The organism is Gordonia sp. VNK1 (assembly GCF_040049135.1).
GTDB classification, from domain to species: Bacteria; Actinomycetota; Actinomycetes; order Mycobacteriales; family Mycobacteriaceae; genus Gordonia; species Gordonia oleivorans.
This window is the reverse complement of sequence record NZ_JBDZDJ010000003.1, coordinates 340,058-360,742: the sequence shown is the minus strand read 5'-3', so window position 1 is coordinate 360,742 and position 20,685 is coordinate 340,058. Positions and strand designations below refer to the sequence as shown.

Sequence of the window (20,685 nt, the reverse complement as noted above, 5' to 3'; positions counted from 1 at the left end):
GTATACCGCGGGGTCAGTTCCGAACATGAGGAATCCCTCACTTTTGTGTGCCATGATGGGTCCCACGAACACGTCGACGGTGCTTCACCGATGAAAGCCGTCGCCCCAAAGGACTTGTGGTGCAGGCGTGTTCAGCACAACAGAGCGACGCGAGGCCAGCCCGAAAGCCAACGGGTGGTGGTCGCGATGACGCACGCCCTGACTCGGCGTCGCCATCGGTCGCACCCCAATCCGGACACAACCCACAGGAGTTCATGTGACCGTCGATCACCACCGCACCGGAAACGCCCGCGCCCAGACCGGGCCCTCGGAGAGCCTGATCGATCGGCTCGAGAACGGCGAGGCCTACGCGATCAGTTTCGGCGGGCAGGGCTCTGCGTGGTTGCCGACGCTGGCCGAGCTGGTGATCGACGCCGATCTCGAACATCGGGTGTCGGCCGTGGTCGAGGCGGCCGAACGACTCGTCGAACCGGTCGCCGACGCGATCACCATGGCGCGCCCCGACGGCTTCCATCCGCTGTCCTGGGTGCACGCCGTCGACACCGGTGAGCAGGTCCCCGCCGACGCCGAACTCGCCGACTTCACCCTGTCGGGTCCCGGTGTGCTGCTGACCCAGCTGGCCGCCATCGAATCGCTGAAGAAACAGGGCCTCGACACCACGAGCGCTGCACCGGTCACCGTCGTCGGCCATTCCCAGGGCTCGCTGGCGACCGGTGCCATCGGTGCCGACGGTCACGTCGCCGAGTCCGGGCAGGGCCTGCTGCTGGCCATCGCCCACCTCATCGGCGCGGCCGGAACCATCATCGCGCGGCGCCGCGGACTCGCCACCACCGGCGAGGGCTCACCCATGCTGGCCATCACCGGTATCCGCCCCGAACGGATCGACGCGCTGCTGCAGGAGTACCGCGCGAACCTCTCCGCCGGTGAACTCGCCGCCGCTCCCGTCGTCGCGATCCGTAACAGCCGCACCTCGGTGGTGCTGTCCGGCGCACCGCGCCATCTGCGCGCCTTCGCCGAGCGCTGCGAGCAGGTCGCCGAGGCCGAGGCCGCCGACCGCAAGCGCAAGGTGATCGGCGGCGCGCCGTTCGATCCCACCACCGACCACCTCCAGGTCAGTGTCGCCTTCCACCACCCCGGGATGGCCGACGCGGTCGATCTCGTCGGCGAATGGGCCGCGCTGTGCGGAATCGACGTCGACCTGGCATTGCGGCACGCCCGTTCCATCCTGGTCGAGCCGGTCGACTGGGTCGCGACCGTGGATTCCGTCATCGACGCCGGCGCCCGGTGGATCCTCGACTTCGGCCCCGGTGACCTCGCCACCCGACTCTCGGCACCGCTGGTCCGCGGTCAGGGTGTCGGGCTCGTGGCCGCGGCACTGCGTGGCGGTCAGCGAAATCTGTTCAGCCCCGGCGGTATTCCCGAGGTGGCACGCCCCTGGTCCGAGTTCGCGCCGACCATCGCCGAGCTGCCCGACGGCCGTCGCGTCGTCGAGACATCCTTCACCAAGCTGACCGGCCGCTCGCCGATGCTGCTCGCCGGCATGACCCCGACCACCGTCGACCCCGCCATCGTCGCCGCCGCCGCCAACGCCGGCCACTGGGCCGAACTCGCCGGTGGTGGGCAGGTCACCGAGCAGATCCTCGCCGACAACGTCGCCACCCTGACCGACCTCCTCGAGCCGGGCCGGCAGGCACAGTTCAACGCACTGTTCCTCGATCCCTACCTGTGGAAACTGCAACTGGGCGGCAAACGCCTGGTGCAGAAGGCCCGCGCCCAGGGCGCCCCGCTCGATGGTGTGATCGTCTCCGCCGGTATCCCCGAACTCGACGAGGCCGTCGCCCTCGTCGACGAGTTCGTCGAGGCCGGACTGCGTTTCGTCGCCTTCAAGCCGGGCACCGTGGAGCAGATCCGCTCGGTCATCCGCATCGCCGCCGAGGTGCCCCACCACCCGGTGATCGTCCAGATCGAAGGTGGACGCGCCGGCGGCCATCACTCCTGGGAAGACCTCGACGACCTGCTGCTGGCCACCTACGGCGAACTCCGGGCCCGCCCGAACATCGTCGTCTGCGTCGGCGGCGGTATCGGCACACCGGAACGTGCCAGCGCCTACCTGACCGGCGCCTGGGCCACCGACCACGGCTACCCGACGATGCCGCTGGACGGCATCCTCGTCGGCACCGCGGCGATGGCCACCCTGGAGGCGACCACCGCACCCGAGGTCAAGCAGTTGCTCGTCGACACCGTCGGCTGCGACGAATGGATCGGCGCAGGACACGCCACCGCCGGAATGGCTTCCGGCCGAAGCCAACTCGGCGCCGACATCCACGAGGTCGACAACGCCGCGTCGCGCTGCGGTCGCCTGCTCGACGAGGTCGCCGGTGACGCCGACGCCGTCGCCGACCGCCGCGACGAGATCATCGCCGCCATGGCGCCGACGGCCAAGCCGTACTTCGGTGACGTCGCCGAGATGACCTACCGGCAGTGGCTGGAGCGTTTCGCGACGCTGTCGGTCGGCGCGGCCGACGCCGATCAGCTGCCGTGGGCCGACATCACATGGAAGCAGCGCTTCGTGGAGATGCTGCGCCGCACCGAGGCCCGAATGAACCCGCTCGACTCCGGTGAGATCCCGACGATGTTCGGCGACGTCGCCAGTGTCGAGGATGCGCATGCCGCGATCGATGCCGTCATCGGCGTCTACCCGGCCGTCGAGGTCGACATCCTGCACCCCGCCGACGTCGCCTTCTTCCTCGATCAGTGCCGCACCCCGGGCAAGCCGGTCAACTTCGTCCCGGTGATCGACAAGGACGTCCGCCGGTGGTGGCGCAGCGACTCACTGTGGCAGGCGCACGACGCGCGCTACGGCGCCGACGCCGTCTGCATCATCCCGGGTCCGGTGGCCGTCGCCGGTATCACCCGGGTCGACGAGCCGGTGGGCGATCTGCTCGACCGTTTCGAGGCGCAGGTGGCCACCGACCTCACCGACGCCGGCGCGCAGCCCGTCGCGATCGACTCGCGCCATCGGGCCGGGCTGGTCGCCGACGCCGGCTCGATCACCACGGTGCTCGAGGCCGACGACGTCAGCTGGGCCGGCCGCATCGTCCCGAGTCCCGTTGCCCGCCTGGGTGATCGCGACCGGTGGACCGTCGTGTCGCCCGAGCGCGCCGAACACGAGACCTCCGGTGCCGTGTTGGAGAAGGTCGACGACGAGCGCTTCGACCTGATCATCCCGATCTCCTCGGCCGCGGTGCGCATCCCGATGCGGATCGACTCGTCGGTGCGCGACGGGGGCAGCCCGCTGGTGCTCGCCGACGATGCCGCCGCCGCGATGCGGGAGATCTTGACCGTCGCCGCCGGTGGGTCGCTGGCACAGGTCACCGACGGTGCCTCCACCACCACCGTGTCGTGGAACCCGGATTCGGTGGCCGACCACGCCGCCGTCACCGGTTACACGATGCCCGCGCACCTGCATCCGACGACGCCGTCGGAGCCCTTCGGTTTCGCGCTTCCCGATACCCTGGTCGGCGCCTGCTGGCCGAGCGTGTTCAGCGTCATCGGCGCGGCCACCACCGACGAGGGCTGCTCGGTCATCGAGGGTCTGCTCGACCTCGTCCATCTCGACCACGTGGTCCGTCTCGTCGGCGACATCCCGACCACCGCAACTGATCTGACGGTCACCGCGACCACCGGAACCGTCGCCGACACCGAGGTCGGACGCGTCGTCGAGGTGGCCGTCGAGGTGCGTGCCGGCGATGCGACGATCGCGACGATGGATGAGCGCTTCGCGATCCGCGGACGCCTCGGCGCCGCCGAACTCACCGACCCGGCGCGGGCCGGCGGAGCGCTCGACGACGAGGGTTCGGCCACCCGCAAGACCCTGCGCGTGGTGACCATCACCGCGCCGTCGCGGATGACCGGTTTCGCCGGCGTCTCGGGCGACCGCAACCCGATCCACACCGACGCCTCCGCGGCCCGTCTGGCGGGTCTCGGCGACCCGATCGTGCACGGCATGTGGTTGTCGGCGGCAGCCCAGCAGGTCGTCACCGCCACCGATGCGAAGAACCCCATCCCGTCCCCGCGTCCGCTGATCGGTTGGACCGCACGGTATCTCGGCATGGTCCGTACCGGTGACGAGATCAGTGTCCGCGTCGACCGCGTCGGACTCGACGCCGGCCGCGAGGTCGTAGAGGTCACCGCCAAGGTCGGCGACGACCTCGTGATGAGCGCCACCGGACTGCTCGCCGCGCCGCGTACCGTCTACGTGTTCCCCGGCCAGGGCATCCAGAGCAAGGGCATGGGGCTCGACGCCCGCTCGCGGTCGAAGGCCGCACGCAAAGTGTGGGATCGCGCCGACAAGCACACCCGCAAGGCGCTGGGCTTCTCGATCCTCGCGGTCGTGCGGGACAACCCGACCACCCTGATCGCCAACGGCACCACCTACAGCCATCCCGACGGTGTGCTGAACCTGACGCAGTTCACCCAGGTCGCCATGGCGACCCTGGGCGTCGCGCAGATCGCCGAGCTCAAGGAGTCGGGCGGTTTCGTCGAGGGCGCCATCACCTGCGGGCATTCCGTCGGTGAGTACAACGCGCTGGCCGCCTGCGCCGGAGTGCTTCCGCTCGAGGCCGTGCTGGAGGTCGTCTTCCAGCGTGGCGAGGCCATGCACCATCTCGTTCCCCGAGATGAGCAGGGCCGCAGCGACTATCGGATGGCCGCGATCCGGCCGAGCCAGTTCGGTCTGGCCGACGAGGATGTCGCCACCTGGGTGAGCGAGTTCGGTGACTCGGCGGGCGAGTTCCTCGAGGTCGTGAACTTCAACCTGCTCGGCTCGCAGTACGCGCTCGTCGGTACGGTGCGTGGCCTCGAGGTGCTCGAGGAGGAGATCGAGCGCCGTCGTCTCGAATTCGGGGGCAAGCGCTCCTTCATCCTGGTGCCCGGCATCGATGTTCCCTTCCACTCCACGGTGTTGCGTGCCGGTGTCCCGGAATTTCGCGGCAAACTCGACGCGCTGCTGCCCGAGGAGTTCGATCCGTCGATCCTCATCGGCCACTACATCCCGAACCTGGTGCCGCGGATGTTCAACCTCGGTCGGGACTTCGTCACCGAGATCGCCGAGTTGGTCCCCTCCGACCCGCTGAATGCGGTTCTCGCGGATTGGGATTCGTGGTCCGCGCAGCCCGCCAAGCTGGCCCGCGTCATCCTCATCGAACTTCTCGCATGGCAGTTCGCCAGCCCGGTGCGCTGGATCGAGACGCAGGATCTGCTGTTCTCCGGCACCGAACGTGACGGCCTGGGCATCCAGCGCTTCGTCGAAATCGGACTGAAGGGCGCGCCGACCCTGTCGGGACTGGCGACCAACACCCTCAAGCTCGATGCCTACGTCTCGGCCACCACCGAGGTCGTCAACCTCGAACGCGATTCGGATGTCATCCTGGCCAAGGACTCCGGCCCCGAACCGGAGGACGAGGCCGACGAGCCGGCCGCCGATGCGGGTACCGAGAGTGCCGCCCCGGCAGCGGCCGCCGCACCTGCCGCCGCGCCCGCCCCGGCCCCGGCCGCGGCTTCCGGACCCCGTCCCGACGACATCTCCTTCGGCCCGGCAGATGCGGTCAAGGCCGTCATCGCGCTGTGGACCAAGATGCGGGTTGATCAGATCGGTGGCGCCGACACCATCGAGGCGTTGTGCGACGGGGTGTCCTCACGCCGCAATCAGCTGCTCCTCGACATCGGTGGTGAACTCGGCCTCGGTGCCATCGACGGTGCCGCCGAGGCCGACATGGGCGCGCTCGCCTCGACCGTGGAGAGCCTGGCCCGCGGCTACCGCCCGCTGGGCACGGTGCTCACCGACGCGGTCGGCGACCAGATCCGCAAGGTCATCGGCCCGACCGGCAAGCGCCAGTCCTACATCACCGACCGGGTGACCGGTGTCTGGCAGCTGGGCCCCGGCTGGGCCCTGCACACCCAGGTCGCGCTCGCGTTGGGCAGCCGCGACGGCGCCAGCGTTCGTGGCGGTGACCTCGGCGACCTGCTCGACGGCGCGGTCGCCAACACCGACGCGCTCGACGGCCTGATCGACCGGGCCGTCGTCGCCGCCGGTGCCGCCCGCGGGATCGCGGTGGCCAAGCCGGCCGCCGAATCCGGCGGTGGGGCCACCGTCGACGCGGCCGCGCTGGGCGAGTTCACCGAAGCGATCACCGGCCGCTCCGGGGCGCTGGCCTCGGCCGCGAACACCCTGCTCGCCAAGCTCGGTCTGATCGAGGAGGTCTCCACCCCGGAGGCCGCCGACGATCCCAATGCCGTGGTGGCACAGCGGGTCAGTGACGAGCTCGGCTCGGATTGGGCGCGCACCGTGGCACCGGCCTTCGACGAGGCCAAAGTGGTGCTCATCGACGACCGCTGGGCCACCGCGCGAGAGGATCTGGTGCGTCTGTGGCTGGCTGACGAGGCCGACCTCGATGTCGACGCGCAGGTCGCACGTTTCGTCGGCGCCGGTCACACCGTCGCCGTGCACGCCGGCTGGTGGCAGTCCAAGGCGGCCGCGGAGGGGCATCCGGTGCATGCCCGCCTCTACGGTGCCATCGCGGCCGCCGCCGAGGAGCCCGGTCAGGGGCAGTTCGCCGATCAGGTCGCCGTGGTGACCGGCGCGAGCAAGGGATCGATCGCCGCATCGGTCGTCGCGGGCCTGCTGGCCGGCGGCGCCACCGTGGTGGCCACCACCTCGCGTCTGGACTCGTCGCGACTGGCGTTCTACAAGAAGCTCTTCCGCGACAACGCCCGCCACGACGCGGCGCTGTGGGTGGCGCCGGCCAACATGGCCGCCTACACCGACATCGACGAACTCGCGGCCTGGCTGGGCGGTGAGCAGACCGAGAACCTGGGCGGGACCACCGCGGTGGTCAAGCCGGCGATGAAGCCGACGCTGCTGTTCCCGTTCGCCGCTCCGCGGGTGGCCGGTGACCTCACCGACGCCGGTGGCCGTGCCGAACTGGAGATGAAGGTGCTGCTGTGGTCGGTCGAGCGACTGATCGCGGGGCTCTCGGAGATCGGTGCCGACCACGACATCGCCGCCCGCCTGCACGTCGTGCTGCCGGGCTCGCCCAACCGCGGCATGTTCGGTGGTGACGGCGCCTACGGCGAGAGCAAGGCTGCCCTCGATGCGCTCGTGACCCGTTGGGGCGCAGAGGAATCCTGGGGCTCGAAGACCACCCTCGCGCACGCTCTGATCGGCTGGGTCAAGGGTACCGGTCTGATGGGCCACAACGACGGCATGGTCGACGCCGTGGAGGCCGCGGGTGTGCGCACCTGGACCACCGATGAGATGGCGGCCAACCTGCTCGGACTGTGCGACTCCGACACCCGTGTCACGGCCGAGGAGGCGGCGGTCATTGCCGACTTCACCGGCGGCCTGGACCCGTCGATCGACCTGAAAGCCCTTGCCGGAGCGGCAGCCGACGCGGTCGAAGAGGCCGACGAGGATGCGGCCGACGCCCCGGTCACCGTCGCGGCCCTGCCCGCACCGGCACGCGCCACCGCGGGGATGACGCCGCAGTGGCCGAGCATCGACGCCCGGCCGGAGGACATGGTCGTCATCGTCGGTGCCGGTGAGCTCGGACCGTACGGCTCGGCGCGCACCCGATTCGAGATGGAGGTCGACGAAAAGCTCTCGGCCGCAGGTGTTCTCGAACTCGCTTGGAACACCGGCCTGATCACCTGGGACACCGCGCCCAAGCCGGGCTGGTACGACACCGAATCCGGTGATCCGGTGGCCGAGGCCGACATCGCCGAGCGCTACCACGACGTGGTCGTCGAACGCTGCGGCATCCGTCGCTACGCCGACGACGGCGCCATGATCGACAACACCTCACCGCTGCTGACATCGGTGTTCCTCGACGAGGACCTCACCTTCTCGGTGTCCTCGGAGGCCGAGGCACGCGCCTTCGCCGCCGCCGACCCGGAACGCACCCGCGTCGTGGCCGACGAGGAGTCCGGCGAATGGCAGGTCACGCGACTGGCCGGCACCGAGATCCGGGTGCCGCGCACGTTCACCCTGACCCGCACCGTCGGTGGTCAGATCCCCACCGGATTCGATCCGACCCGCTGGGGCGTCTCCGCCGACATGGTCGAGTCGATCGACCGGGTGGCGCTGTGGAATCTGGTCGCCACCGTCGACGCGTTCCTGTCGTCGGGCTTCACCCCGAGCGAACTGATGCGCTGGGTGCACCCCGGTCTGGTGGCCAACACCCAGGGCACCGGCATGGGCGGCATGACCTCGATGCGCGAGCTCTACATCAACACCATCCTCGGTGAGTCCAAGGCCAACGACATCCTGCAGGAGGCCCTGCCGAATATCGTTGCCGCCCACGTGGTCCAGTCCTACGTCGGTAGCTACGGTGCGATGATCCACCCGGTCGCCGCGTGCGCCACCGCCGCGGTGTCGGTGGAAGAGGGCGTCGACAAGATCCGGCTCGGCAAGGCACTGTTCGCGGTGGCCGGCGGCTTTGACGACCTCGGTATCGAGGGCATCGTCGGATTCGGTGACATGTCCGCGACCGCGGAGTCGGCCAAGATGGCCGCCCGCGGAATCGACGAGCGCCGCTACTCGCGGGCCAACGATCGCCGACGCGGTGGATTCGTCGAATCCCAGGGTGGCGGAACGATCCTGCTGGCCCGCGGCGACGTCGCGGCGCAGATGGGTCTGCCGGTCCTCGGTGTGGTGGGCTGGGCGCAGAGCTTCGGCGACGGTGTGCACACCTCTATCCCGGCCCCCGGCCTGGGTGCGCTGGGTGCGGCGCGCGGTGCGCTGAGTTCGCCGCTGGCCAACGCGCTCAATGCATTGGGTGTCTCCGCCGACGACGTCGCGGTGGTCTCCAAGCACGACACGTCCACGCGGGCCAACGATCCCAACGAATCCGAACTGCACGAGCGGCTCGCGGCGGCGATCGGCCGGAGCGAGGGCGCGCCGCTGTTCGTGGTGTCGCAGAAGTCGCTGACCGGCCACGCCAAGGGTGGTGCCGCGGCCTTCCAGCTCATCGGGCTGTGCCAGGTGCTGCGCGACGGCGTCATCCCGCCCAACCGCAGTCTGGACTGCGTCGACGAGAAGATGGTCGAGTACCCGCATCTGGTGTGGGCACGGGAGACCCTGCGTCTGGGAGATCGCTTCCCGCTCAAGGCCGGTCTGCTCACCAGCCTCGGCTTCGGTCACGTATCGGGACTCATCGCGGTCGTCCATCCGGAGGCGTTCATCGCCTCCCTGGATCCGGCCGAGCGGGATGAGTACCGTCGCCGGGCCGCCGAGCGGGAGCGCAACGGCAGCCAGCGTCTGCTGCAGGCGATGTGCGGTGGCGAGGCCGCCTACCGTCGTCCGCCGAACCGCCGGTTCGACGAGGCCCGTGACGAGCACGACGCCGAGGCCGACCTGCTGCTGGATCCGGCTGTGCGCCTGGGCACCTCGGGTGCCTACGGCGATGCCGTGTCCGGATCGGGCGTGAGCTGAGACATGGCCGTACTGGGAGTGGGGATCGACATCGTGTCCGTCCCCGAATTCGCCGAGCAACTATCCCAACCGGGTACCACGTTCTCCGACCGTTTCACGGTCGGGGAGCGGCGGGACTCGGCCGCGGGAACCGGCGAGGATGCCCGTCACCTCGCCGCCCGCTGGGCCGCCAAGGAAGCCGTCGTCAAGGCGTGGTCGGTCAGCCGCTTCGCGCGGTCGCCGCTGCTGCCGCTGATCCGGCACAGCGACATCGAGGTGATCACCGACAACTGGGGCCGTCCGGCCATCCGGCTGGCCGGCGAGATCGCCGAGCACCTGCGTGACACCCTCGTGCACGTGTCGCTGACGCACGACGGTCCGTCGGCGGCGGCCGTCGCCATCATCGAGGGAGCCGGCTGAGTAGCGGGTCCATCACCCCCGACGTCCGGGCCGCCACACCGCTGTGGCGGCCCGGTCTTGTCTCACCGTCTCGCCTCACATGGTCGAGGTGGATTCCTCGAGGAGCAGGTATCCGGCGAGCATCCGTTTGAGTTCGCTGACGGTCTCCGGATGATCGTGACCGTCCTGCACGGAGAAGCTCAGCAACGAGTACGCGGTGTGGACGAGGACCTGCGACATCATGTCGCGGCGATCGCGCTGTGACGGGGTCAGCGGCGCGATCAGCCGCGCCACCTGCTCGGCGAGCACCCGCTCGTTCTGCGACGCGGTGGCCCGGGTGGCCGGGGTGGACTGCACTGCGAGCCACACCGCACGCCGGGACGGATCGTCGCGCCACAGTGCGGCGAGGTGATCGAGGAACTTCTCGAGTAGCACCGGCCACTCCAACGACGGGACCTCCGAGGCGAAGGCTGTCAATTCCTCGCGGACGGCGACCGTGTCGAGCCGGTCGAGTTCGCAGACGATGACGTACTTGTTGGCGAAGTACTGATACAGCGTCCCGATGGGAACCTCTGCGCGGGAGGCGATTTCCTCGCACGTCAGTGATTCGAACCCGACCTCGGTGAGCAGATCGCGCGCGGCCGAGAGCATCGCGGAGAACTTGCGTTTGCTGCGTTCCTGAGTCGGCCTCTTGCGGGGGATCAGCGGTTGCGCGGTCATCGTCGGCTACGCGGTCAGTCCAGCTTCATGTCGCGACGGAGTTTGGCGACGTGACCGGTGGCGCGGACGTTGTACTGGGCCAGGGCGATGGTGCCGTCGGCGTCGACGACGAACGTCGACCGGATGACGCCGGTAACGACCTTGCCGTAGAGCTTCTTCTCGCCGAAGGCGCCCCATGCGGTGAGCACCTCCTTGTCCGGGTCGCTCAGCAAGGGGAACGTGAGGCCCTCGGCCTCGGCGAACTTCGCGAGCTTTGCCGGTTTGTCCGGTGAGATTCCGATCACATCGATGCCGGCGCCGTTCAGCTCGGACAGACTGTCGCGGAAGTCGCAGGCCTGCTTGGTGCACCCGGGGGTGGCGGCGGCCGGGTAGAAGTACACAATCACCTTTCGCCCTGCGTAGTCGGCGAGCGAAACCGTATTTCCCTCTGCGTCCGGGAGTGAGAAGGCGGGTGCGGGGTCGCCGACGGCGAGGCGATGTGACTCGGACATGACGCCAGGCTAGCCGATCAACGTCCATGCTCAGCAGCGGTCATGGCGTAGCCTGAGATGGCGCTCACGCCGCAATCGTCCGCGCCGGGAACTTCATCCGGGTGCGGGCGCGTTGTGTCAGCAGTCCCGAACCCGGCCCGGTGCCGGTGTCGGGTGCTGTTCGTTGGGCAATTTTTCCGTTGGTGAGACGTTTTGGAGGACCACGTGGCCGGGGATACCGACCGTATCGAACAGGACATCGCGAAGGCTCGCGAGGAACTGGCCAGCACACTCGACACCCTGGCTGCTCGGGCGAACCCGCAGCGCCTGACCGAGGACGCCAAGAGCGCGGCTCTGGCGTTCGTGAACAAGCCCGCGGTGAAATACGCCATCGCCGGTGTCGGTTCGGTTGTCGTCATTCTCGTCATTCGCAAGGTCATGAGGTGACCCGGGTGCGGGGCGTCAACGCCCGACACGCACTCCTCCTACTCACCGCCGGCGCCGTTGTGACCGTTTTGCCAGGTTGCACGGCGTCGTCGTCGTATTCCGACGCTGTCGGGAATGCGCCGGCGCTGAGTTCGTTGGGGCAGCCGAACATCGCCGTCACCGGGTGGGCCGACCGCCCGGTGAAGGACAACGCCGTGGGGGTGATGCCCGGGGCGCCGCTCACGGTGACCGCCCATGACGGAAGCCTGAAGTCGGTCGTCGTCACCGGCGATGACGGGCCGGTCGCCGGCACCGTCTCCGCCGACGGCTCCACGTGGACCGCGACCAACGCCCTCGACTTCGGCGCCGACTACACGCTGACCGCGGCGGCTCAGGGCATCGAGGGTGCCGGGGCCAAGAAGCTGACGTTCAGTACCGCCTCGGCGGAGTCGACCGCGTCGGCGTCGAGCGTGACCGCCGAGGGGGAGACCGTCGGCATCGGGCAGCCGGTGATGATCAACTTCGATCAGCCGGTCACCAACAAGCTCAACGCGCAGCGGGCCATCCAGGTCACCACCGACCCGCCGGTCGAGGGTGCCTTCTACTGGGTCAACGACTCGATGCTGCGGTGGCGCCCGGAGCACTATTGGAAGCCGGGCACCAAGGTCGGCGTCAAGGTCAACACCAAGGGAATCGACCTCGGTGACGGCGTGTACGGCGACAACAACCTGAGCACCCACTTCACCGTCGGACGCAGCCTCATCGCGTCCGCCGACGACAACACCCACCAGATCACCGTGTCGATCAACGGCAAGGTCGTCCGCACGATGCCCACCTCGATGGGCAAGGACTCCACCCCGACCAACAATGGTGTTTACATTGTGGCCGAACGGGATCCGAGCGTGATCATGGACTCGTCGACCTACGGGGTGCCGGTCAGTTCGCCCGGTGGCTACCGCGAGACGGTGTATGACGCGACCCGGATCTCCTACAGCGGCATCTACGTCCACTCCGCTCCCTGGTCGCTGGGCGACCAGGGCGTCGACGACGTCAGCAACGGCTGCCTGAACGTCAGCCCGGACAACGCCGAATGGTTCCTCAACACGGCACTGCGCGGCGACATCGTCACCGTGAAGAACGCTGTGGGACCGATCCTTCCGGGTGACGACGGTCTCGGCGACTGGAACATCCCGTGGTCGGTCTGGAAGAAGGGCAACGCCTGACGATCGGTGCGACACCGAGCGGAATACGCTCCTGACCAGCCGATTTCATTTCTGGGGCACCGGTCATGTAATGTTTCCTCTCGGTTCGCCAAGCGCCATTAGCTCAATTGGCAGAGCAGCTGACTCTTAATCAGCGGGTTCGGGGTTCGAGTCCCTGATGGCGCACAAAGAGAAGCCAGGTCAGAAGAAATTTTCCTCTGACCTGGCTTTCTCGTTGAGTGGCCGGGTGTGCCAAGAGCGGCGAACGCCGCCCAGGACCTCGGACCGGCACATCCGATAGATCGACTCCGGCGCAACGAGATCCAGGCGCACGCTGAGGGCCGATCGGGCGTCCCGGTACACCAGCCCGCCGCGATCTACCGGCTGGTGACCGGTACGGCGTGGTCTCGCCTGTGTCACCCGATGCGCGAGCAACCAGACGGCCCCGATGCCCGCGTGAGAAGCCCTGGGGATCGTTCGCGACGCTCCTGTCGTCGGATGGGTAGCCTTGCCGGACACCCACCCGGGAGGAGGACCCCATGAGCAGGCAGGATAGGCGTGCCGACGCTCTACGGAGGTTGTCTGCGCGCTACGGGGAGAAGGGCGACGATGCTGCGCTGGCCCGAGCCGCTCTCGATGCCGTCTACGGCAAAGTCCGTGATCGGGGCGAACTGCTTGAGGACACGGCATTCGAGGAAGTCGAAGCCGAAACCGAGCGTATCCGGCGGGAACGTCGTCAGGGCGTACATGCCGGTTGGCCGGAGGTAGCGGATAGTTGACCGTTGTCCTCGTACTGGACACCAACGCTCTCATCGGTGCAGCCGAATCTCGCTCGTCATGTCGGATCAGGGGATGTCGCTCTGCCCGCAGACACGATCTTCGCCACGATGCAGCGGTGCCCAGATCTCGATGATCTTCCCGGTGCCGAATTCGATCACTGGCGTGTGTTCGGGATCGGCGGCGCTGTCGAGCCTGAACGTATTCGGCCGCGGCCCACGCTAGGGCAGTGATTCTTCGGTCGGTGCCTCACGAGGGTGCGCGGGCCGGCAAGGCGCCCAACAGGGTTCAGTGGCGATCGTTGGTCCCCCGGGGCTTCACAGCCTCGCGTTTGCGAACGGCAGGCGACCGTGGCGTTTGCGGAACGCGGCGATCATGGAACTTTCGGCTTCGGCGGTGTCCGCGTCGGGTGTCTCGCGCCACGCGACGAGCAGATCGGCGTGATCGACGAGCTGCCAGATGCGACGCCCGCCTGAGTGCGCGACAGTCTCACCGGCTCCGTACCGGCGGTACTCATCAAGCCGCCGTCGCAGCCCGCGTCGACCCCTCCTGCCGACGTTGGCCTTGCCGATATAGATCACACGGCTCGCCGGTACCCAACGGTCGCGCAGGTCGGCGATCGGTTCGGTGGGGTCGCGGCCCTTCCAATGCCCCGCCGGCGACACGTCGAGGAATTCCGGGGGCACGTCGGTGTCGCGCACCACGACGTAGACGCCCGGCCCACGAGGCACGTCAGCGCTCGGCAGATCGTCGAATCGGACCCAGCCCGAGAACAGGGAGAGATCGATCTCGGGCGGAAGGTCGCCGCCATTGTGGAGCGCGCACATCTGATCATTGAACAACTGGCAGCCGCAGCCCGGGACCGCGGCTCAGATCGCCCCGCGCGGGGCAGTCGGTCAAGGGGGGCCTCTGTCCCGAAGCACGACCGATGGTGGCGTCGCGGCGGCCTCGAAGTCCCGACATCATTGGTTCGATATCCTGCAGCGACGGGTTGGAGTCGACAAAGGGGTTCGGGGTGCTCAGCAAAGCCATCAGATGGTGTGCGCTCCTTCTCGCGGTCGTGTCGCCGGTGGTCTTCGTCGGTTCCCTCATCATGGGCGAGTGGTGGACCGCCGCGATGTTCGCCTTATTTTCTTTCTACGGCGTCCGTGAACTGCGCAACGAGCGGAAGCGGCGCGCGAGACTGGCAGAGTGGCCCCGGGACCGCGTTGCGTCCGCGGTCGGTGAGGTCGACGACCCGATCGAGGCGGCCCGGCAGTTGCGCGAGATCGACCATCGGCTTCGCCTTCTCGACTCGCTGGAGTTGGTCACCCGGGCGAGGTCCTGATCGCTTTCCCGCGGCTGGTCTCCGGTCGCGCGGGTCCTCGTGGCTCAGGTGAGCCGTCGACGGCCCGCGCGAGCATCGACGGTCTGCGCGAAGCGCGAAGGTCGATATCGAAGCGGTCACGGTGTCGTGCCGAGGTTGGCAATCGGCCGATCCGGTCACCACGATGTGGTCATGAGCGACAACGCGAAGACACCGGTCAGCCCGGCGGCCTCCTCGAACGGACTGCCCTCGTGGGCGTGGAAGGCGATCGCCGTCGGCATCCTCGCGGTGCTGCTGGTGATCACCTACTTCATCCTCGCGGCGTTCGCGCCACGGGAGTGGGCGCAGCACATCGGTTCGATGGTCGACGGCAGCATCACCTCGGGCACCGGATACGGCCTCGCGTTCGGATTCGTCTGCACGTTCGTCTCACTGTTGTTGCTGGTGCCGATCTGGTGGACTCGTCGTTGGCGTGGCGGACGGTACTGGGCGATCGGGCTGATCGTCCTCGCCGTGGTGGTGTCGATCCCGAATCTGTTGACGCTGTCGATCGTGGCCGGCAACAGCAGTGCGGCACACGCGGGCGAACGCATCCTCGACGTGGACGGGCCCGGTTTCCGCGGCGCGACCCTGGCCGGCGTGATCCTCGCGGTCGCGGTGTTCGCCGTCGTGTTCGTCCTCGTCGTCCGGATTCGCCGCCGCCGGAACGCGCCATCGGCACCCACCTCGGGGACCGCTCCGACGACGGGTCCGGGCGCCGCCTGACACCGCGTCGCGCTGCGCCTGGGTACCCGGCGAATTTGGTAAGATCGCCCGAAAGCGACATGGACGTCCCGCTCGGTGCGGGGCGTTCATTCATGTCGAGGATCTCTCATCGCGCGAGCACCTCTCGGACGTCATTCGGCCGACAGCGGCGGGCGCGTGGGTGGGACTCCGACATATCCGGTATCTCGTACACTTGGTGCGGGATTGCGGGGATTCCTTCGCTGGTGGTCATGGTTGCAGGTGGGAGAGTTATGGGGATCGGTCGGAATCGCTCGCGGTCATCGGTCGCGGTCGGTGTGCTGTTGCTGGCGATCGTCGCCTTGGTGACGTCGTGCTCGTCGGAATCGAAGTATTCGTCGAACGTCGGCAGTTCGGTTCTGTACGACGAACTGCTCAAGCCCGGCCTCGAGATCACCGAATGGGGCAACAAGCCCCTCGCCAACGATGCCGTCGGCGTGCAGCCCGGCGCCCCGATCACGGTGGTCGCCAGCGAGGGTGCGCTGACCAACGTCCGGATCAACAAGGCCGACGGTTCCGCCGTGGGCGGGGAGTTGAGCGAAGACGGAACCCGTTGGGTCAGTAGCGAACCGCTCGGCTACAACCGCACCTACACGCTGACCGCGGATGCGACCGGCGTCGGCGGTGCCACCACCCGCGAGGTGTCCTTCACCACGCGCGCACCGAACAATCTCACCCAGGCCTACCTCACCCCCGACAACGGCGAGACGGTGGGCGTCGGGCAGCCGGTCGCGGTGAAGTTCGACGAGTCGATCACCAACCGTCGTGCCGCGCAGGACGCCATCAAGATCACCACCGACCCGCCGGTGCAGGGCGCCTTCTACTGGATCAGTGACACCGAGGTCCGTTGGCGGCCGCAGGAGTACTGGAAGCCGGGCACCACGGTCAACGTCGCGGTGAACACCTACGGGATCGACCTCGGTGGTGGCCTGTTCGGTCAGGAGAACGTCAAGTCGACCTTCAAGGTCGGACGCTCGATGTTGATCACCGCCGACGACAACACCAAGCAGGTGACGTTCGTCCAGGACGGCAAGACGATCCGCTCGATGCCGACGTCGATGGGTAAGGACGCCACGCCGACCGACAACGGCATCTACCTGGTGTCGGACAAGCACGACAACATCATCATGGATTCGTCCACCTACGGTGTCCCGGTCGGTTCGGCCGACGGCTACCGCACGCCCGTCGACTACGCGACGCGAATGTCCTACAGCGGCATCTTCTTCCACTCCGCGCCCTGGTCGGTGTGGGCACAGGGCAACACCAACACCAGCCACGGGTGCCTGAACCTGAGTCCGGACAACGCGCTCTGGGTCATGCGCAACACCCTGCGCGGTGATCCGGTGGTCGTGAAGAACACCGTGGGCGGCACGCTTCCGGGAACCGACGGACTCGGTGACTGGAACATCCCGTGGGCGGTGTGGTCGAAGGGCAACGCCTGACCGGCCCGTCCGGACGCTGCCACTGAGCACTGATACGATCGTCGCTGACATGTTCATGTGACGATGGGACACACACCATGGTGGAACGCTCTTCCTGGGAAGACGACGATCTGACCGCACTGCGCGACCTTGCTCGCAACTTCTGCGAGAAGGAGATCAAGCCGAACATCGACAAGTTCATCGAGCAGCACCACGTCGACCGCGACCTGTGGAACAAGGCCGGCGAACTCGGACTGCTCTGCATGTCGATCCCCGAGGAGTACGGCGGCGGCGGGGGCACCTTCGCCCACGAGGCCATCCTCATCGAAGAGCAGGCGCGCGTGGCCGACTCGTCGTGGGGCGCAAGCCTGCACAACGGCATCATCGCCCACTACCTGCTGTCCTACGGCTCGGAGGAGCAGAAGAAGACCTGGCTGCCGAAGATGGCCAGCGGCGAGGTGGTCGGCGCGATCGCGATGACCGAACCCGGTACCGGATCGGATCTGCAGAACGTCAAGACGAAGGCGATCCGGCAGGGCGACGAGTACGTCATCGACGGATCGAAGACCTTCATCACCAACGGCGCTCAGGCCGACCTCATCATCGTGGTCGCCAAGACCGACGCGAGCGAGGGCGCCAAGGGCATCTCGCTGATCCTGGTCGAGGCCGATCGAGAGGGTTTCCGGCGGGGCCGGGTGCTCGACAAGGTCGGGCAGCGCGGACAGGACACCTCGGAACTGTTCTTCGACGGGGTACGCGTGCCGGTCGAGAACCTTCTCGGCAGTGAGGAGGGGCAGGGCTTTATCCAGCTGATGCAGCAACTCCCGCAGGAGCGGTTGATCATCGCGGTCGCCTCGGTGGCCGGCATGGAAATCGCACTGGCGCACACGCTGGCCTACACCAAGGAACGAACCGCGTTCGGCCGTCCCATCTTCGGGTTCCAGAACACCAAGTTCAAACTCGCCGAGGTGGCCACCGAGGCCAAGATCGCACGCGTCTTCGTCGACGACTGCATCACCAAGCATCTCGACGGCAAACTCGACATCCCGACGGTGGCGATGGCCAAGTGGTGGACCAGCGACCGGGCCATGGTCGTCGCCGACGAGTGCCTGCAGCTCTTCGGTGGCTACGGCTACATGAACGAGTACCCGATCGCCCGGATGTGGGCGGATCAGCGGGTGCAGAAGATCTACGCGGGCACCAACGAGATCATGAAGGAGATCATCGCGCGCACCCTCTGAGAGGCTGTGCGCGAGCGGTAATTCGCTTGCGTGCCGCGATAGCTTCGACGGCATGACCAAGCACGACAATGCGGACTTCCGGCAGATCGCCGAGCACGGCCTGATCCTTCGGGGTCAGGTCGGCTCGGGTCTGCACGGCGTGACCACCGGTGGCGATGACCGCGACGAGATGGGTGTGTGCATCGAAGGGCCCGAATGGGTTCTGGGCCTGCAGAAGATGCCGTTCGAGCAGTACGAGTACCGCACTCAACCCGACGGGAATCGCTCGGGCGCCGGGGATCTCGACCTGGTGGTGTACTCCCTGCGCAAGTGGGCGCGACTGGCCGCCGACGGCAATCCGACGATCCTGTTGCTGCTGTTCATCCCGGAGCAGGAATTGGTGCACCGCAACGACATCGGCCGGGAGCTACAGGAGTCGGCGTCGATGTTCCTGTCGCGGCAGATCGCCGCACGCTTCGTCGGCTACCTCACCTCGCAGAAGGAGAAGCTGCTCGGCATCCGAGCTCGGCGGACCAACCGGCCCGAGCTGATCGAGTCCTACGGGTTCGACTCGAAGTTCGCATATCACATGGTGCGCTTGGGTATTCAGGGTGTCGAGCTGCTGACCACCGGTCGGATCACGCTGCCCATCGCCGAACCCGACCGGACGTGGCTGACCGAGCTCCGGCACGGACGGCACACCAAGGCGGAAGCGCTGGATCGGGCGGACGCGTCGGTGGCGGAGCTGACCCGATTGGCCGCGCACGCCGACCTGCCCGAGTATCCCGATCGACGTCTGATCAACCGACGGCTGCTCGACTGGTACGGCCGCAGTTGGGGAGCGCCGTTGTCGGATGCGGTCCTACAGTGATCCGCTGATGTCCGCCGCGGACACCAGCGCCACCAGCGTGGGAACCACATGCGTTGCGGCGATACCGTATTCGTTGCGTCCGAGCTTGCTCGCCACTCCTGCCGCGGTGAGGATCTTCAGGTGGTGGTAGAGCTGGCCGGACGTCCCGAAGTCACCGGCCGCCTGGAGATCGGTCACCGAAGCGTTGCCGCGCAGCAGGATTCGTACGATCTCCAGGCGGGCCGGGTGGCCCAGTGCGGCAAAGACCGCCGCGGTCGATTCGGTGGGGAGGTCCAATGCCGCGGCGGCGTCGTAGTGGATGTTCCACTGCACCGGACCGGCCAGATCGACGGTGCCGGAATAACGTACGGTCTGCGCGCCGGTGGCGGTGTCGGACGTGTCGGTGCCGGGAGGGCCCGGACCATCGGAAGGTTCGGTGACCGGTCGTGGCGAACCACCGCCGCGTAGCGTCTCCTCGAGCCGGTCGACCCGCGCGGCGAGCTCGTGCAGCTCGGACTCGAGGTCACTCACACCACGCATCGTAGTGCAGCGGTCACCTGCGGATCGGTGAGCGCGCCGAGAAGCAGGCGCTGGTGGGCGAAGTCGTTCCGCGCGGCGTCGTCGGGGGAGAGGCCGCGGACCATCAAGGTGCCGACCGCGATCCGGCCGTCGGCGAACCGGTACTCGAACACCTCGGTCAGGATTCCCGGCAGGCTTCCGCCCTTGAAGCCGAGCGTCCCGCCGTCGGGTGACACGCCTTGGTACTCCAGGACGTTCCGTGCGATCGCCGCACCCGGCCCGAGGGTCCCACGGGCGATCGCGGACATGAGCGCATGCAGTGAGCCGGGCGTTGCGCCGATGGTCGAATCGGTGGCGACCGTCAGCGGCGGGGCCGTCGCGGCCAGGGAGAGCATGCGTGCCGCGTAGGCCGGGTCGTGCTGATAGCGATGCGCCGCCGAATCCCGTTGGGCCGCAGTGTGAACCGCCGGATCGAGGAGGCCCAGGTACAGACCGAGGAGACCGGGGGCCTCGTCGCCGAGACCGTAGGTGCGCATGATCGCGAGCAGTGCGCCGTCCCCGAACCGTTCCCGGAGAACGTCCGGTGCGGCGGAGTCGGAGAACCGGATCATCACGTCGACCAGCTGCCGGTAGCTCACCCGACGGGTCTGGTCGACGGCAACCCCGTTGACCTCCGGAATCCCCAAGTACCGCAGTGACTCCCGATGCGCACCTCCGTCGAGCGGGAAGTACCACCGCTCCCACTTGTCGACACTGACGGTGTCCTCGGCATGCAGGTCTCCACGCGCGACGGCCTGCGCGTAGGCGGCCAGGTGGACCAACTTGATGGCCGACGCAGTCGGGAACCGCACGCCGATGTTGTGGCCGAAGTCCTGCCCGTCGGCGGTGGTGATCGCCAGACCGTAGTCGTCGGGATGGGCTGCGAGGTAACCGATCCATCCCTGCGCGGTCGAGACGTCGGGCGGTGGGGGCGCAGCGCACCCGGCCGTCGCCGGTGCTGCCTCGGCGTGTGGTGACTCAGATGCCGTCGGGACGGTCGCGACAACGAGGCCGGCGACGGCGAGGACGACGGTTGCCCAGATGCGCATGCTGTTCCTCTCCAGATCCGTAACTACGTAACAAC

The 20,685-nt window shown here is 67.9% G+C and carries 15 protein-coding genes and 1 tRNA gene; 11 read left to right on the top strand and 5 right to left on the bottom strand.

Annotation, left to right across the window (positions count from 1 at the left end; translation table 11 throughout):
* Window positions 1-256: 256 nt before the first annotated feature.
* Window positions 257-9,490 carry a fatty acid synthase subunit beta domain-containing protein gene (locus ABLE94_RS05555; RefSeq protein ID WP_348808224.1) on the top strand — a complete coding sequence of 3,078 codons (9,234 nt, stop codon included), beginning with the start codon at window positions 257-259 and terminating at the stop codon, window positions 9,488-9,490.
* A 3-nt stretch (window positions 9,491-9,493) separates the two neighbouring features.
* On the top strand, window positions 9,494-9,889 hold the full coding sequence (gene acpS, locus ABLE94_RS05550) for a holo-ACP synthase AcpS (protein ID WP_348803290.1): 396 nt from the start codon (window positions 9,494-9,496) through the stop codon (window positions 9,887-9,889).
* A 75-nt stretch (window positions 9,890-9,964) separates the two neighbouring features.
* Here the strand turns inward: acpS and ABLE94_RS05545 are convergent, their stop codons facing one another.
* Together ABLE94_RS05545 and bcp are read right to left on the bottom strand one after the other, a co-directional pair.
* Window positions 9,965-10,588 carry a TetR/AcrR family transcriptional regulator gene (locus ABLE94_RS05545; RefSeq protein ID WP_348808223.1) on the bottom strand — a complete coding sequence of 208 codons (624 nt, stop codon included), beginning with the start codon at window positions 10,586-10,588 and terminating at the stop codon, window positions 9,965-9,967.
* A 14-nt stretch (window positions 10,589-10,602) separates the two neighbouring features.
* Window positions 10,603-11,079, bottom strand: a complete 477-nt coding sequence (bcp, locus tag ABLE94_RS05540; protein WP_348808222.1) for a thioredoxin-dependent thiol peroxidase — start codon at window positions 11,077-11,079, stop codon at window positions 10,603-10,605.
* A gap of 204 nt (window positions 11,080-11,283) precedes the next feature.
* Between bcp and ABLE94_RS05535 the strand changes: the two genes are divergently transcribed.
* The 4 genes from ABLE94_RS05535 (at window position 11,284) to ABLE94_RS05520 (ending at window position 13,465) form a co-directional block, all read left to right on the top strand.
* Window positions 11,284-11,505, top strand: coding sequence for a DUF3618 domain-containing protein (locus ABLE94_RS05535; protein WP_348803294.1), 222 nt, complete (start codon window positions 11,284-11,286; stop codon window positions 11,503-11,505).
* On the top strand, window positions 11,502-12,707 hold the full coding sequence (locus ABLE94_RS05530; protein WP_348808221.1) for a L,D-transpeptidase: 1,206 nt from the start codon (window positions 11,502-11,504) through the stop codon (window positions 12,705-12,707). The genes ABLE94_RS05535 and ABLE94_RS05530 overlap by 4 nt, the downstream gene beginning before the upstream one ends.
* A 92-nt stretch (window positions 12,708-12,799) precedes the next feature.
* Window positions 12,800-12,872 (top strand) — tRNA-Lys (locus tag ABLE94_RS05525).
* 353 nt (window positions 12,873-13,225) lie between these two features.
* Window positions 13,226-13,465 (top strand): hypothetical protein, encoded by a 240-nt coding sequence (locus tag ABLE94_RS05520; protein WP_348803296.1) that lies wholly within the window; start codon window positions 13,226-13,228, stop codon window positions 13,463-13,465.
* Window positions 13,466-13,780: 315 nt separating this feature from the next.
* Here the strand turns inward: ABLE94_RS05520 and ABLE94_RS05515 are convergent, their stop codons facing one another.
* Window positions 13,781-14,290: a hypothetical protein gene (locus ABLE94_RS05515; RefSeq protein ID WP_348808220.1), complete on the bottom strand. Its 510-nt coding sequence runs from the start codon at window positions 14,288-14,290 to the stop codon at window positions 13,781-13,783.
* A 101-nt stretch (window positions 14,291-14,391) separates the two neighbouring features.
* Here ABLE94_RS05515 and ABLE94_RS05510 point away from each other — a divergent pair, with 101 nt between their 5' ends.
* The 5 genes from ABLE94_RS05510 to ABLE94_RS05490 all read left to right on the top strand — a co-directional run bounded on the left by ABLE94_RS05510 (window position 14,392) and on the right by ABLE94_RS05490 (window position 19,064).
* Window positions 14,392-14,790, top strand: a complete 399-nt coding sequence (locus ABLE94_RS05510; RefSeq protein ID WP_348808219.1) for a hypothetical protein — start codon at window positions 14,392-14,394, stop codon at window positions 14,788-14,790.
* Between the two features lie 171 nt (window positions 14,791-14,961).
* Window positions 14,962-15,534 carry a permease gene (locus ABLE94_RS05505; protein WP_348803299.1) on the top strand — a complete coding sequence of 191 codons (573 nt, stop codon included), beginning with the start codon at window positions 14,962-14,964 and terminating at the stop codon, window positions 15,532-15,534.
* A gap of 251 nt (window positions 15,535-15,785) precedes the next feature.
* Window positions 15,786-16,994, top strand: a complete 1,209-nt coding sequence (locus ABLE94_RS05500) for a L,D-transpeptidase (protein WP_348803300.1) — start codon at window positions 15,786-15,788, stop codon at window positions 16,992-16,994.
* A gap of 77 nt (window positions 16,995-17,071) precedes the next feature.
* Window positions 17,072-18,214 (top strand): acyl-CoA dehydrogenase family protein, encoded by a 1,143-nt coding sequence (locus tag ABLE94_RS05495; RefSeq protein WP_348803301.1) that lies wholly within the window; start codon window positions 17,072-17,074, stop codon window positions 18,212-18,214.
* A 52-nt stretch (window positions 18,215-18,266) separates the two neighbouring features.
* Entirely contained in the window at window positions 18,267-19,064 is a 798-nt protein-coding gene (locus tag ABLE94_RS05490) for a DNA polymerase beta superfamily protein (RefSeq protein WP_348803303.1), read from the top strand.
* Here ABLE94_RS05490 and ABLE94_RS05485 read toward each other — a convergent pair.
* Both ABLE94_RS05485 and ABLE94_RS05480 read right to left on the bottom strand, forming a co-directional pair.
* Window positions 19,056-19,574 carry an ArsR/SmtB family transcription factor gene (locus tag ABLE94_RS05485; protein ID WP_348803304.1) on the bottom strand — a complete coding sequence of 173 codons (519 nt, stop codon included), beginning with the start codon at window positions 19,572-19,574 and terminating at the stop codon, window positions 19,056-19,058. The two genes, ABLE94_RS05490 and ABLE94_RS05485, sit on opposite strands and share 9 nt — an antisense overlap.
* Window positions 19,571-20,650, bottom strand: coding sequence for a serine hydrolase (locus ABLE94_RS05480; RefSeq protein ID WP_348803305.1), 1,080 nt, complete (start codon window positions 20,648-20,650; stop codon window positions 19,571-19,573). The genes ABLE94_RS05485 and ABLE94_RS05480 overlap by 4 nt, the downstream gene beginning before the upstream one ends.
* Between the last annotated feature and the right edge of the window lie 35 nt (window positions 20,651-20,685).